9 protein-coding genes are annotated in these 14,476 nt (G+C 58.1%); 4 read left to right on the top strand and 5 right to left on the bottom strand.

Translation table 11 applies throughout. The annotated features are described in order from the left end of the window. Position 1: 1 nt before the first annotated feature. Both hbdH and QF010_RS00510 read left to right on the top strand, forming a co-directional pair. The gene (gene hbdH, locus QF010_RS00515; protein WP_429532325.1) at positions 2-775 is read left to right on the top strand and encodes a 3-hydroxybutyrate dehydrogenase; all 774 of its coding nucleotides are present in this window, start codon (positions 2-4) and stop codon (positions 773-775) included. 85 nt (positions 776-860) lie between these two features. Further along, entirely contained in the window at positions 861-2,816 is a 1,956-nt protein-coding gene (locus tag QF010_RS00510) for an acetoacetate--CoA ligase (RefSeq protein ID WP_429532324.1), read from the top strand. Positions 2,817-2,835: 19 nt separating this feature from the next. Here QF010_RS00510 and QF010_RS00505 read toward each other — a convergent pair whose 3' ends face one another. Further along, a complete protein-coding gene (locus QF010_RS00505; RefSeq protein WP_429532323.1) occupies positions 2,836-6,738 on the bottom strand; it encodes a hypothetical protein in 3,903 nt (1,300 codons plus the stop codon). Positions 6,739-7,052: 314 nt separating this feature from the next. Next, a complete protein-coding gene (locus tag QF010_RS00500) occupies positions 7,053-8,162 on the bottom strand; it encodes a PilT/PilU family type 4a pilus ATPase (RefSeq protein WP_429509405.1) in 1,110 nt (369 codons plus the stop codon). Positions 8,163-8,282: 120 nt separating this feature from the next. Here QF010_RS00500 and QF010_RS00495 point away from each other — a divergent pair, with 120 nt between their 5' ends. Continuing rightward, on the top strand, positions 8,283-10,820 hold the full coding sequence (locus QF010_RS00495; RefSeq protein ID WP_429532322.1) for a hybrid sensor histidine kinase/response regulator: 2,538 nt from the start codon (positions 8,283-8,285) through the stop codon (positions 10,818-10,820). A 55-nt stretch (positions 10,821-10,875) separates the two neighbouring features. After that, positions 10,876-11,151 carry a peptidylprolyl isomerase gene (locus QF010_RS00490; RefSeq protein WP_007898282.1) on the top strand — a complete coding sequence of 92 codons (276 nt, stop codon included), beginning with the start codon at positions 10,876-10,878 and terminating at the stop codon, positions 11,149-11,151. Between the two features lie 133 nt (positions 11,152-11,284). On the opposite strand, the gene QF010_RS00485 is transcribed toward QF010_RS00490, so the two are convergent. The 3 genes from QF010_RS00485 to QF010_RS00475 form a co-directional block, all read right to left on the bottom strand. After that, complete coding sequence (locus tag QF010_RS00485) at positions 11,285-12,220, bottom strand: sugar kinase (protein WP_429532321.1); 936 nt, start codon at positions 12,218-12,220, stop codon at positions 11,285-11,287. Between the two features lie 159 nt (positions 12,221-12,379). Further along, complete coding sequence (locus QF010_RS00480; protein WP_429509402.1) at positions 12,380-13,597, bottom strand: amino acid deaminase; 1,218 nt, start codon at positions 13,595-13,597, stop codon at positions 12,380-12,382. A gap of 39 nt (positions 13,598-13,636) precedes the next feature. Then, positions 13,637-14,401 carry an IclR family transcriptional regulator gene (locus QF010_RS00475; protein WP_033061664.1) on the bottom strand — a complete coding sequence of 255 codons (765 nt, stop codon included), beginning with the start codon at positions 14,399-14,401 and terminating at the stop codon, positions 13,637-13,639. Positions 14,402-14,476: the final 75 nt, after the last annotated feature.

Raw genomic sequence — 14,476 nt, 5'->3', positions numbered from 1 at the left:
CATGACGACTCTTTCGGGCAAGACTGCACTGGTCACCGGTTCCACCAGCGGCATCGGCCTGGGCATCGCCCTCAGCCTGGCCAAGGCTGGCGCCAACCTGATCCTCAACGGTTTCGGTGATGCGTCCAAGGTGATTGCCGAGGTTGAGCAATTCGGTGGAAAGGTCGGCCATCACCCGGCTGACGTAAGCAACCCTGAGCAGATCGCCGACATGATCGCCTACGCCGAGCGTGAATTCGGCGGCGTGGACATCCTGGTCAACAACGCCGGTATTCAGCATGTGGCGCCGGTGGAAGACTTCCCGGCAGAGCGCTGGGACTCGATCATTGCGATCAACCTGTCGTCGGTATTCCACAGCACCCGTTTGAGTTTGCCAGGCATGCGCGCCAAGGGCTGGGGACGGATCATCAACATCGCTTCGGTGCATGGCCAGGTCGGCTCGGTGGGCAAAGCGGCTTACGTCGCGGCCAAGCATGGGGTCATCGGTTTGACCAAGGTGGTGGGCCTGGAAACGGCGACCACCAACGTCACCTGCAACGCCATCTGCCCGGGTTGGGTGTTGACGCCACTGGTGCAGAAGCAGATTGATGATCGCATCGCCAAAGGGGTCGACCCGCAACAGGCGCAGCATGATTTGCTGGCCGAGAAACAGCCTTCCCTGGAGTTTGTGACGCCGCCACAATTGGGCGAACTGGTGCTGTTTTTGTGCAGTGAGGCCGGTAGCCAGGTGCGTGGCGCGGCGTGGAATATCGATGGTGGGTGGTTGGCGCAATAACCCGCCACCAATCCCTGTGGCGAGGGAGCAAGCTCCCTCGCCACAAAAGCCAGTGTGCGTATACATAAGAAAGAAGAGGCAAGCCATGTCCGACATCCTCTGGCAACCCAGCGCCAAGCGCATCGGCAAAACCCGCATGGAGGCCTTTCGGCGCTTCATCAATCAGCAACACAACCTCCATGTCGACGACTACCCTGCCCTGCATCAATGGTCCATCGATCAGCGTGAAGCGTTCTGGCAGGCCATCGTCGATTTCTTCGACATCCGTTTCCACGATCAACCGGACGCTGTGCTGGTCGAGGGCGCGCAAATGCCCAGCGCCCAATGGTTTCCCGGCGCCACCCTGAACTTCGCCGAACACCTGATGCGCCGTCGCGACGATGCCGTGGCGGTCATTGCCATCGGCGAGAACGGCCAGCGTGAACACCTGACCTGGGCCGAACTGGCCGAGCATGTCGCCGGTTTCCAAAACAGCCTGAAAGCCGCCGGTGTTAGCCTCGGTGACCGCGTCGCGGCGTGCATGCCCAATACCTGGCAAACCCTCGTGGCGATGCTCGGCACCACCAGTCTGGGAGCGATCTGGTCCTGCTCCTCACCGGACTTCGGCACCCAGGGCGTCATCGATCGCTTCGGCCAGATCGAGCCCAAAGTGCTGATCACCTGCGCCGGTTACCGCTATGCCGGCAAGGACATCGACCAGACCGCCAAGGTCAATGAAATTCTTGAACGCTTGCCGTCCTTGCAGCAGTTGATTGTCGTGCCTTACGCCCGACCGCAGGCGCACATCGAACACTTCCACACCCGGGCCAACGTGACGCTCTGGGATGACTTCTACGACGCTGGCGGCGAGCCGGATTTCGTCCCCGTGCCCTTTGCGCATCCGCTGTACATCCTCTATTCCAGCGGCACCACTGGCGTGCCGAAGTGCATCATTCACAGTACCGGCGGCGTGTTGCTGCAACACGTCAAGGAACATGGCCTGCATTGCGACCTCGGCCCCGGCGACCGGTTGTTCTACTACACCACCTGCGGCTGGATGATGTGGAATTGGCTGGTCTCGGCGCTGGCCGTGGACAGCGCGGTGGTGCTGTACGACGGGTCGCCGTTTCATCCCGCCCCCGAGCGCCTGATCGATCTGATCGACGACGAATGCATCACTGTCTTCGGCACCAGCCCCAAGTACCTCGCGACCCTGGAAAGCAGCGGCATCAAACCTCGCGAAAGCCATGACCTGAGTAGCCTCAAAACCGTGCTCTGCACCGGTTCCGCGTTGTCGCCGCAGAGTTACGACTACGTTTACCGCGACGTCAAAGCTGACCTGTGCCTGGCCTCGATGTCTGGCGGCACCGACATCGTTTCGTGTTTTGTGAACAGCAATCCGCTGCAACCTGTGCGCCGTGGCGAGATACAAGGCAAAAGCCTGGGCATGGCGGTGGAAGTCTGGAACGACAACGGCCAGCCGGTGATCGGCGAAAAAGGTGAGCTGGTGTGCACCCGGCACTTCCCGGCAATCCCCATCGGATTCTGGAATGACCCCCAGCAGGAAAAGCTTCGCGCCTCGTATTTCAGTCAGTTCCCCGGAGTGTGGGCCCAAGGTGATTACGCGGAACAATTGCCCCATGGCGCGATGATGATCCACGGACGCTCCGACGCCGTGCTCAATCCCGGCGGCGTGCGCATCGGCACCGCCGAAATCTACCGTCAGGTGGAGAAAGTCCCGCAAGTGTTGGACAGCGTGGCTATTGGTCAGCAATGGCAGGATGACGTGCGGGTGGTGCTGTTCGTGCGATTGCGCGAGGGCGTCAAACTCGACGAAGCACTGCAGCAGCAGATTCGCCAGGTGATCCGCGCCAACACCACACCGCGGCATGTGCCGGCGAAGATTGTCGCGGTGACCGATATACCGCGCACCATCAGCGGCAAAATCGTGGAACTGGCGGTGCGCAACGTGGTGCATGGTGAGAAGGTAAAAAACACCGATGCCTTGGCCAATCCCGAAGCGCTTGAGCAGTTTCGGGATCGGCCGGAACTCGGAACTTAAACAATCATGCGGGTGTGTGTTAATCCATGTGCGAACCAGGCGGGCGCCTTCCACTGTCAGGATTCGGCGCAATAGCGTTGTTTAGAGTGATCAGAACCGGCTCGTCAATCGCGCTACCGGGGTTTGCTTCAAGCGCGCCGCGCAGGATGGACATATTGAGTTCATAACTACCCTTGTCCGTAAACAGCTGGCTCAGCAGCGAGGTGGTCACCGCCAGTGAGTCAGCATTTTCAAAGGCCTTGGAACTGGCGTGACAGGCACGGCCCTCATCTGAAACCGGCAGATGTCCCGACGCCAGGTTCAGCAGTGCAGCCACATCCAGCAATTGCCCTCTTTCACCGTTGCGTCCTGCATCGCGGGCATAGCTGACATCATCAGTTTGTGCAGCACCGTGGAACACCTCATGAATCAAGTCGTCTGCCACGACGTCATGGTTGAAGCCCAGACCGATGAAGTGCTTGTTGATATTGGGCGTATAGATTTCGATGAATTTCGTGTCGGCCTGGTCTTTTGCAGCTTTCCATTGCTTGTAATCGTCCATGTTGAAAGCAGCAATATTGTTAGTGTTCTTGAGCGGATCGAGAAAAATATTACTGATGGAAAGACCTGCAAAGTCTGCCCTGACCAATCTCAGATAGTTCAACAACCGTTCGAATGCGTCGCTCGAGTTGCTTCCCAGCATTACTTTGATGATTGCGTTGCGTTGCTTCGTCAAGTCAAGACGGGTCAAGACGTTGATCGCGTTGTCGATTTTTGTACGCGCCAGCGGCAAGCTTTGCTCAATGAACCGTCGGGTATAGCTGACGGGCAATGTCTTATTGAATCGCGGCAACCGGATAGGGGCCTGAAAGGTGAAGTTTTTCAGTTTTGGCCCCCAGGGTTTGCCCAGTCGATCAAGGGCATACCATTGGTGGGCCTTCCGCCCGGCCACCACCGTTAGCGCGTTACCGGTTACACCATGGGGTCGCCAGGTACCCTGTCCGGTGATATCGGCGCTATTGGCTGCGCGAACCAGGTCGTAGGTTTTATGACGGCCATTGAGTTTGTGCAACTGGGACTGCGCCAGTCCGAGCATCTCTTGAGCCTGCCTGTTAAAGCGTAGCGCCCCCTTATGGACGAGTTTCCCGACTCCGAACAATGCCGTAGGCACGCCATCCACGGGGTTGAAGAGGGAAACAGATGTGACGAAAGCGAGCTTGGTCAGGCGGACGGCTTTGGAAGCCATGGAGATAGCCTTCGCCGAGATGCTGAGTGCTTTGGCGCCAGCCCCCACAAGCCCCCCACCCACTGCGATGACATCCATAACGCAGCCATACATCCCATCGACCATCCGATTGTGCTCCCCGGAAGATAGATCCTCGATGCACTTTTTAAAGGGAACGACCAGATCGACAATATACGTCGCAGTTTCTTCGCCTTTTTTGCGCTGGGTTTCAAGCACTGTTGGCACAGTGGCTACTGCTTCAAGTTCGTCAAACGTCATCATCGGACGATGATTGACGATGAACTTGGCAATTCTAACAAGCTGCGGATTTTCAAAATTCTGATAAACGCTCTGCTTGCGCTCCGATGGCGTAGCCGGCGCGGCAAGTTCACCCAACTTGTCAATTATCGCCACGCTGCTGCTGGCTGAACTGGCCTCTACAAGACCATCAGTGTATTCACTGAGGATAATCGGCAATCGTTCTGGATCCATCGGTATCTGTTGCGCTGTCAGATCACCTTTAAAATCCACTCTGGCGACGCCCTGCAGTTTTCCGGTGTTGGCGATCAGCGCACCAAGCGTGTTGTTTCTACGTAGTTCACCACGCAAGGTAAACAGTTCATAGCACGTAACAGTGTTTCCATGAGCCGCGCACATGACAATACCAAAACGCCCCGTAACAGCATCTTTGCCTTGTTGGGTTTCGTAGTTTTTTTTAATTGTAAACGGCCCCCCAAAACGGCTGGAAGAGGTCTCTATCGCCGGGCCGCGAAGGGTAAAGAAGGTGATCTTGCCTTTCAGAAAAGTTTCCAGATCGAAGGGAGGCATGTGTGAAAGGGCCATCTTCACATTTCTGACCACCGCATTGTTCAAACTGCCGAGGTAACCCCGCAGTTGGCGGTGATACTTATGATCATTAGGCTCCAGCCGCTGCAGCCTCGGATAGCTTTTGTGAATGCTGACGATGGATGGATCATAGTAACCTTCATGTTTTTGATTAGTAATACTTGAAAGCAAATCGGGCGCACCGTAAGCGTGTTCGTCGGGGAACACCCCAAGCAGATCCCACTCGCCACCCACCAGGTCACCGGACATATGCAGGTCGACCATAGACATGGCGGTATGTGAGCCAGGTAGGCCGGGTTGCTGATAGAGCGTTTTATCTTCCAGGGCACACGTTGGCTCGACACCCCTGATCGCCGCCCGTGCGATGTCTTTTCTGCTTGGAATGGCGCTGGTATAGGCGCGGGCAAGGTGCGTGCGGTCCACGTACTCCTCGAACTTTGTCATTGCCCGCTCAGTCGTTTCCTTTTCCGCTTGCTTAAGTTCCGTTGTCGTCACCACGTCATTCATCAAGGCCCAGTCAACGATTGGATCGAGCATTGCCAAATCCCGCAGGCGTGCCAGCGGATCACTGACGGGCTCCAGTTCGGCATACGCCATAATCTGCGTATACGTCAAAACCCGCGAAGCGCCCTTGGTGACCGCTTCCACCAGGGCAACTCCAACGCAGAAGGACACCCAGCCAACCGAACCCATCATCAGCGACGACGGGACACCCTTGACCAGAAATTCTGGCGCGATTTCCGCCAGCAGCAGGTGCGATGCCAATGGCGCCACGACAGGATTCACCCAGCCTTTGCTGTGTAGAAAGGTTTCCAGATCCTTGCGCACGACCGACGAAGATCGTTCGACATGGGTCGGTGCATACAAATCGAACCCGCCGATACTCTTTCTGGCTTGAGCGTTACCAATGTGCGGATACACCTCCAGCAAAATAGCGGTTATCAATAGTTGCCCAAGACCCTGTGCAGAGACGTCTTGCCCGGATGTTGCACCGAACCAGTCCAGTTCCTTCAGGAGTTTCATGGCGCAGGCTTGGGCCGCCGGATACTTGGCCAACCGAACGATACATTCGGCGGCGTTATCGTGCGTTGCAACAGTGCCACCCGTTTCGCGGTACAGTGTGTCCAGCAGCTTTTTGTCCGCAGTTATAAGTTTTGCAGTGGCCTGACGAATATCGTTAAGTTGCTCGGCAGACAATACGATCAACGATTGATCATCGGTGATGATCTGCCCCCAATAATTGCCAAAATGATCGACTTCAGGACAATCAAACTCGAAGTAACCGATCAGGTTTGTGAGCTGCGCAACGGTCTTTGGCACATGGAAGCCATAAAATTGAAGCCACTGATCGACAATCACAATGTTGTCCGCCCACAGGCAACCTCCGGCCTCTTTGGCGATGTCCGCCAAGATCTCCATTGAAGCTCGAACAGCCTTACGGTGGTCAAAATATCCCAGCGCGACGAGGTCTCTCCAACCATGGCCGTCATACACTTCCAGCTTGCCAGAATGGGTAACACGAATAAGTTCGGCGTCACCCATGTTTTCCTGGGTGAGTGCGCTTCTTATTGCAACCGTATTGAGCAATTCGTTGAACAGAACGCTTCCCGGCACATAGATCTCATACAACGACGAGCCCTGCTTTAACTCCATCTCGTAATCAAACCAATCTATTGTTTTGTCGCTACTGCAATCTGTCAGACAACCGTTCAGTTTGTCCAAAATCAATTTTTGTTCATAATCTGCCAGACAAGCTTTCAGTTCACCCAAAATCAATTTCCGCTCAGCGGCATCCGCGTCTTGACGCAATGCCTCTTCTCTGCCGAAACCACCCAGAGGTTTATAGAACTTATCACTTAATTCAAAATACATAGCCCAACCTTAATAAATTAGCTGACTGACTTATTCAGTCCTGGCCGATCTTACTTACTCAAACCGAACAATCCAGAGCAAATCTATTAAGTAACATTTCCAACAGACCAACCACAGTACAACTAGCCAGCCAAAAACCGGCCCATCAAATCACGCGCTCCGAATGTCAAGCAACTTACAAAAGTGGCACCCCTAAAGTTCCAGATGTAACTTCAGATTATTAGTCAACAATCAGCATGCTTTAATTCTTTTCACCGACAACACCTGCGACAACTAACTTGTTATAGGTGCTGCCGAAGACAGCTCCTATGGGGTCAGTCCATCAGCCCCCATTCACCCGGTGGTGTATGGGGGCCGGGCGTGGCTTCGGCGTGCATTTTCAGCCGCAGGCGCAGGTTGTTCAATGAATCCGCATGTTTCAACGCCTCTGCTTCATCGATCGCACCCTCGACAAACAGCTCGAACAGCGCCCCATCGAAGGTCTGCATCCCCGCCTCTGAAGACTTCTCCATGATCCCTTTCAATTCTGAAAACTCATTGCGCCGGATCAGGTCGCCGATGGTCGGCGTGCCGATCATCACTTCCACCGCCGCCCGTCGCTGACCGTCCCGGGTGTGTACCAACCGCTGGGACACGAACGCCTTGAGGTTGTTGCCCAGGTCGTGAAGCAGCTGCGTGCGGCGCTCCTCGGGAAAGAAATTGATGATCCGGTCCAGCGCCTGATGGGCGTTGTGGGCATGCAGGGTGGAAATCACCAGATGACCGGTATCGGCAAATGCCAGTGCATGCTCCATGGTTTCGCGGTCACGGATTTCGCCGATCAGCACCACATCCGGCGCCTGGCGCAGGGTGTTCTTCAGTGCAGCATGAAAACTGCGGGTATCGACGCCGACCTCGCGCTGGTTGATGATCGATTTCTTGTGCCGATGGATGTACTCGACCGGGTCTTCGATGGTGATGATGTGGCCACTGCTGTGGCGATTGCGATAGTCGATCAATGCCGCCAGCGAGGTTGATTTGCCCGAGTCGGTGGCGCCGACGAACAGCATCAGTCCTTGTTTGAGCATCACCGTTTCGAGCAGCACCGATGGCAGCTTGAGGTCTTCGAAACGCGGAATGTCGAGTTTGATATTGCGTGCCACGATTGACACATCGTTGCGTTGTTTGAAGATGTTGACCCGAAAGCGCCCGACACCGGTCAAAGAGATCGCCAGGTTCATTTCCAGCTCCCGGTCGAACTCCAGACGCTGTTCGGCGTCCATGATGGACGCGGCAATGGCCGCGACTTCTCCCGGTTTGAACGGCTGATCGGCCAAGGGTTTGAGCACACCCTCGAACCGTGCGCTGGGTGGCGCACCGGTAGACAGATAAAGATCGGAGCCATTCTGGCTGGCCAGGAGCCTTAACAGTGCATCGATTTCCATGGCAAAAAGCACCCGCGAAGCATTCAATGAATAAAAATGACCCAAAAAGGGTCATACAGCGTCTACTGCGGTACAAGGATAGTTGACGCCGCTACACCGACTTAAATGCAGGACATTTTGATGAACGCATCACCGACCGGCAGCGATGCCCAGGCCTTGATTGCCCGACTGGACTGGAGACGCAGCCCGCTGGGCGCTGCCAGTACCTGGCCGCAAAGCCTGCGAACCGCCGTGGATATTGTGATTCATTCGCCGATGCCCATGCTGTTGCTGTGGGGGCCGCAGCTCACGCAGATCTACAACGACGGCTTTGCCCTGCTGGCCGGCAGCAAGCATCCACACGCATTCGGACAGCCGACACACCTGATCTGGCCAGAGTTAAAAGACTTTACCGACCCCATTTACAGCGCAGTCCTACAAGGACAGGTGCGGACCTACAGCGAACAGCGCTTCACCTTGCAGCGTGATGGCCATGATTCCGACTTCTGGCTGGACCTGACCTACAGCCCCATCCGCGATGAAAGCGCCCAGGTCGCCGGGATTCTGGTCACTGCCATCGAAACCAACGAACGCCGACGCATCGCCCTCGAACTCGAACAGCGTTCGGCTGCCAGCCTCAAGGCCCAGCACGAAACCGAGGAGCGTCTGCAACTGGCCCTCGCGGCCACCGACGCCGTCGGTACCTGGGACTGGGACATAAACGAAGACCGCTTCATTGCCGACACCCACTTCGCCCAATTACACGGCATCGATCCGCTGCTCGCCAGCCAGTTGCCCATCAGCGCCTACCTTCAGGGCGTGCACCCGGAAGACCGCGCCATGGTCGCCCGCAGCATCAAGTACTCCATCACCCATGGCACCGAGTATGCCGAGGAATATCGCCTGTTGCAGGCCGACGGTCAGGTGCGCTGGGTGTTTGCCCGGGGTCGTTGCTACAAGGACCACCATGGCCGGCCGATCCGCTTCCTCGGCGCCGCCCTGGACCTGACCGAACGTAAACACACAGAACAAGCCTTGCGGCAAAGCCAGACCGAGCTGCAACTGATCATCAACGCCATGCCCATCCTGATCAGCTACGTGGACAGCGAAGAACGCTTTCGCCTGAACAATGCGGCCTACCTCGACTGGTACGGGCTGACGCCTCAGGAGCTCTTTGGCAAAACCATCCGTGAAGTACTGGGTGAAGAAGCCTATGCCTTGCGTGCCGAACACATCGCCCAGGCACTGTCCGGCAAGCCTTGTTGTTTCAGCATCAGCACCCCGCACCGTGATGGCAGCATCCGCCATGCCCTGATGAATTACTTGCCGCGCCACGGTTCGGATGGTGCGGTGAATGGTTTCTACATCTTTGTGATCGACGAAACCGAGCGCAAACAGACCGAAGAGGCCCTGCGCAATCTCAATGAAACGCTCGAGGAACGAGTCGCCGCCCGCACCCAACAATTGGCTGAGGCCAACCAGCGACTGCAGAACGAGATGTTCGAACGCGAGCGCGCCGAAGAGGCGTTGCGGCATGCGCAGAAAATGGAAGCGCTCGGCCAGCTCACCGGTGGCATCGCCCATGACTTCAACAATATGCTCACCGGGATCATCGGCAGCCTCGACTTGATGCAGCGCTACATCGCCGACGGGCGCGCCGCCGAGGTGGGCCGTTTCAGCGAGGCGGCCGTGTCCTCGGCCAACCGCGCCGCCGCCCTGACCCATCGCCTGCTGGCGTTTTCCCGGCGGCAGTCACTGGACCGCAAACCGCTGAACGCCAATGATCTGATCCATTCCCTGGAAGATCTGCTCAGCCGGACCAAGGGCGACCACATCGAGCTCAAACTGCAATTGGCCGATGATGTCTGGCCGGTCAGCACCGACGTCAGCCAGCTGGAAAATGCCCTGCTCAATCTGGTGATCAATGCCCGGGACGCCATGCCCGATGGCGGCGAGTTGCGGATCGAAACGGCCAACGTTTACCTCGACAGCAGTGACATCAACACCCTGGAACCGGTCAAGGCCGGGGATTACCTGATGATTGCCGTCAGCGACAACGGCACCGGCATGACACCGTCGGTGCTGGCCAAGGCCTTCGACCCGTTCTTCACCACCAAACCCATCGGCCAGGGCACCGGTCTTGGGCTGTCGATGATCTATGGTTTTGCTCAACAGTCGGGCGGGCATGTCAGCCTGTTCAGCTTGCCGGGCCAGGGCACCAGCGTTCGCCTGTACTTGCCGCGGCTGCACGCCGCAGAACCCGAAAACGTGCTGATGCCGGTCACCAGCGAAGCGCCGGCCGCGATTGCCGGTGAAACCGTGGTGTTGGTGGAGGACGATCCGGCGGTGCGCATGCTGGTGCTTGACCTGCTCAACGAGCTGGGTTATCACGCCCATGAAGCCGAAGACGCGAAGACCGCCCTGCCCCTGCTGGAATCCGACCTGCGGGTCGATTTGCTGGTCACCGATGTAGGGCTGCCGGGAATGAACGGTCGGCAACTGGCGGAGATTGCGCGCCAGCATCGCCCCGAACTCAAAGTGCTGTTCATGACCGGTTACGCGGAAAAAGCCGCCGAGCGCCAGGGTTTCCTGGAGGAAGGCATGGACATGGTGGCCAAGCCCTTTTCCATGGACCTGTTGGCCAACAAGATTCGCGCGATGATCGGCCAACCGGAGTGAGTTGAGGCATAATCGCGCGCCATGCTGTCACCACCGTTGTAAGGTACCTGCCCCAATGAAAGCTCAAGCCCGCCATATTCTGGTGAAAACCTCGGAAGAAGCCGAGCAGCTCAAACAACGCATCGCCAAGGGCGAAGCCTTCGATGTGCTGGCCAAGAAGTATTCCACCTGCCCGTCCGGCAAGCGCGGCGGCGATCTGGGTGAAGTGCGGCCCGGGCAGATGGTCGGGGTGATCGATGCCGTGATCTTCAAAAAACCGTTGAGGGTTGTGCACGGACCGATCAAGAGCAAGTTCGGCTATCACCTGGTGCAGGTGTTTTACCGGGACTAATCGATTGGCCTTTGGGCCTTTGGGCCTCTGTGGCGAGGGAGCTTGCTCCCGCTGGGCTGCGGAGCGGCCCCAAGTTTTTGTGAGCGCTGCGCACTCAAGCGGGAGCAAGCTCCCTCGCCACAAAATCTGCATTTTAATCTTTAGGGATCAGCGCCCCCGGCACTTGAATCACCCGACTCGCCAACCGATGCCCCGCTTCAGCAGCCTCGACCGGGCTGCCTCCTTTCAGGCGACTGGCCAAATACGCCGCGCTAAATGAATCCCCCGCCGCCGTGGTGTCCACGACCCGCTCGACCACCTGCGCCGGCACTTCAAACGACTCTCCATCACAACGAATCAGACACGCCTCGGCGCCGCGCTTGAGTACCACTTCAGGCGTGCCAATCTGTTCGTAAGCAGCAAATACCGCCTCGCAATCGGAAAAATCAAACAGTGCCTGTTCGTCATCGACGGTCAGCAACGCGAGGTCGACATAGGGCAGAACGCTGCGATAGGCCGCCCGTGCGTCTTCGATCGACGCCCACAAACGTGGCCGGTAATTGTTGTCGAACACGATCCGCGCATCCCGCTGCCGGGCTTCGATCAGGGTTTCCAGTAACTTCTCCCGACCTTGCACACCCAGTACCGCCAAGGTGATGCCACTGAAATACAGCACATCGTAATCCGGCAGTGCCACCAGGATCGGCGCGGCGGCCGGGGTGGTGAAACAATCACGGACTGCCGCTTCATTGCGCCAGTAAAGAAAACGCCGCTCGCCGGCAGCGTCAGTCTGGATGCAATACAAACCGGGCAATCGGCCGGGCAAGCGCTGGACCATTCCGAGCCCGATGTTTTCGTCGGCCCAACTCTGGCACATGGCATCGCTGAAACTGTCGTCGCCCAGCGCAGTGACGTAATCCACCGTGCCGCCCTCGCCCAACTCCCGGGACAGGTAGACCGCCGTGTTCAAGGTATCGCCACCGAAACTCTGTTGCAGGCTGCCGTCGGCGCGTTGCTGCAACTCGATCATGCATTCGCCGATCAGGGCGATGCGCGGGGTGTTGGGGCCGAGGGTGCTGATGGTGTTCATTGTTGAATTCTCATGTTGACCCGCTCACGACTGCTGCGCAGCCGGACGTAGCCTGCGGCAACTGCTACACGTGCGTGGCGAACCCGCTTTATGTAGCCGCTGGCGAAGCCTGCGTTCGAGCGCGAAGCGGTCGCAAAACGGCCGGACGCGAATCAAGCCTTAGAAACAGGTTTCCATGGTCTCGATGACATTCAGCTGCTCATCCACCAAGCACCCGATACGCCACTTGTCGAACGTCAGGCACGGGTGCGAAGTGCCGAAGGAAATAATGTCCCCCACCCGTAACTCAACCCCCGGCGCCACGGTCATGAACGCATGCTGGTCCATCACTGCCGTCACCTTGCAGGCGCTGACGTCGTCGCCCGTCGCCGGCACCACGCCCGCCTTGTAACGCAACAGTGGCACCGGCAACCCGGCATCGTAGGCCACGTCGCGTTTACCCAGGGCGATCACCGCAAAGCCTGGTTCCGGCAACGACTGCACGTGAGCCCAGACTTCCAGCGCCGGGCGCAGGCCTTCGTGCAGGTCGCTGCGGCGGTCGAGCACGCAACATTGTGCTTCTTTGTAGATGCCGTGATCGTGGGCCACGTAGCTGCCGGGACGCAGCACGCTGAGGAAACGCCCGCCGGCGTTCTGCGCTTCGAAGGATTCAGCGATCAGGTCATACCAGGCCGAACCCGACGCCGTGATGATCGGCTTGGGAATGGCGAACGCGCCGCTGTCCTGCAATTGCACGGCCAGGCGTACCAACGAATCAGCGAACGCACGGATGCCGCTCACCGCGTGATCGCCGTGAATCACCCCTTCGTAACCTTCGATCCCGGTCAGCGCCAGGGCTGGTTGTGCAGCAATGGCTTTGGCCAGCGCGACCACTTCGTCTTCCGTGCGGCAACCGCAACGACCGCCGACCACGCCGTACTCGATCATCACGTTCAAGCGCACTCCACGCGAGGCGAAATACGCCCCAAGGTCTGCGACGTTGTCCGGGTGATCGACCATGCAATGGAATTCGAAGGCCGGATCGGCCAGCAGATCGGCGATCAGCGCCATGTTTGGCGTACCGACCAATTGGTTGGCCATCAGTACCCGATGCACGCCATGGGCGTAAGCCGCGCGGGTTTGCGTGGCGCTGGCCAGGGTGATGCCCCAGGCACCGGCGTCCAGTTGGCGGCGAAACAGTGCCGGGGTCATGCTGGTTTTGCCGTGGGGGGCGAGCTCGGCACCGCTGTTGCTGACAAAGGTCTGCATCCAGCGAATATTGTGTTCCAGCGCTTCGCGGTGCAGCACCAGCGCAGGCAGGCTGACGTCGCGCACCAGATTGGCGCCTGTGTGGGCAAAGCCCTTTTCCACGGTGGCAGTATTTTTGGCAGAAAACATGGTCGAACTCCTCACATTCGCGGCCGCGGGCAGCCGCGGTTATTCGTTGATGCGACGGGCCAGGCTGTTGGCACTGTCGATCAGCACCCGGCGGTAGTCGTTGTAATTGTTCTTGGCATCGGCCCGTGGGGCGACGATGCACAGGGTCGCAATGGCCACGCCGTTCGGGTCTTTCACCGGGGCGGCGAAGCAATGGGTAAAGGTGTCGGCAACGCTATCGAAAGAGAAGAAGCCGTCGATAGCGGCCTGACGGATTTCACCGAGAAACTGTTCAAGCGGCAGGCGTTCACCGTTGGGCAGGATGAAGTCGTCGTGATCAATCAGGTCGACGATTTCCTGGTCGCTCAAGTGCGCCAGCAGCAGGCGCCCGGAAGCGGTCCAGGGAATCGGCGCGTTCTCGCCGATGTCCGAGGAAATGCGGAAATGCCGCTCACCCTCTTTCATCAAGGCCACGGTGTATTTTCGCCCGTTGAGCAGGCACATCTGCGCGGTTTCGCGGGTCTGGCTGACGATCTCCTGCAAGGCATGATCGGCCTCGCGGGTCAGGTCGAAATGGCGTAAATGCGCCTGCCCGAGGAAATACAGCTGACGGCCGAGGTAGACGTGACCGTCCTTGCCCACGGCCTCCAGAATCCGTCGTTCCAGCAGGGAGGCAACCAACTCGTAGACCGTGGATTTCGGGCTGCCGATGCCGCTGGCGATTTCGTTCGGGCGCAGGGGCTTGCCGACTTCCTTGAGGAAATCGAGGATATCGAACGCCCGGTCCAGACCGCGAGCCCGGCGCTTGATGGTGTCTTCGGTCATGTCAGTGGTTCTCATACAAAGTCGCCGGGATAGTAACTGGCCGGGATGGTGGTGTCAGTCAGGACCACCCCTCAC

The organism is Pseudomonas silensiensis, assembly GCF_050434865.1.
GTDB classification, from domain to species: domain Bacteria; phylum Pseudomonadota; class Gammaproteobacteria; order Pseudomonadales; family Pseudomonadaceae; genus Aquipseudomonas; species Aquipseudomonas fluorescens_W.
This window is presented reverse-complemented; position numbering and strand designations above follow the sequence as displayed.

Bases quoted from the DNA above. Each gene is read 5' to 3' on its own strand.
- hbdH (WP_429532325.1), top strand. From the start codon at position 2: ATGACGACTCTTTCGGGCAAGACTGCACTGGTCACCGGTTCCACCAGC.
- QF010_RS00510 (WP_429532324.1), top strand. From the start codon at position 861: ATGTCCGACATCCTCTGGCAACCCAGCGCCAAGCGCATCGGCAAAACC.
- QF010_RS00505 (WP_429532323.1), bottom strand. From the start codon at position 6,738: ATGTATTTTGAATTAAGTGATAAGTTCTATAAACCTCTGGGTGGTTTC.
- QF010_RS00500 (WP_429509405.1), bottom strand. From the start codon at position 8,162: ATGGAAATCGATGCACTGTTAAGGCTCCTGGCCAGCCAGAATGGCTCC.
- QF010_RS00495 (WP_429532322.1), top strand. From the start codon at position 8,283: ATGAACGCATCACCGACCGGCAGCGATGCCCAGGCCTTGATTGCCCGA.
- QF010_RS00490 (WP_007898282.1), top strand. From the start codon at position 10,876: ATGAAAGCTCAAGCCCGCCATATTCTGGTGAAAACCTCGGAAGAAGCC.
- QF010_RS00485 (WP_429532321.1), bottom strand. From the start codon at position 12,220: ATGAACACCATCAGCACCCTCGGCCCCAACACCCCGCGCATCGCCCTG.
- QF010_RS00480 (WP_429509402.1), bottom strand. From the start codon at position 13,597: ATGTTTTCTGCCAAAAATACTGCCACCGTGGAAAAGGGCTTTGCCCAC.
- QF010_RS00475 (WP_033061664.1), bottom strand. From the start codon at position 14,401: ATGACCGAAGACACCATCAAGCGCCGGGCTCGCGGTCTGGACCGGGCG.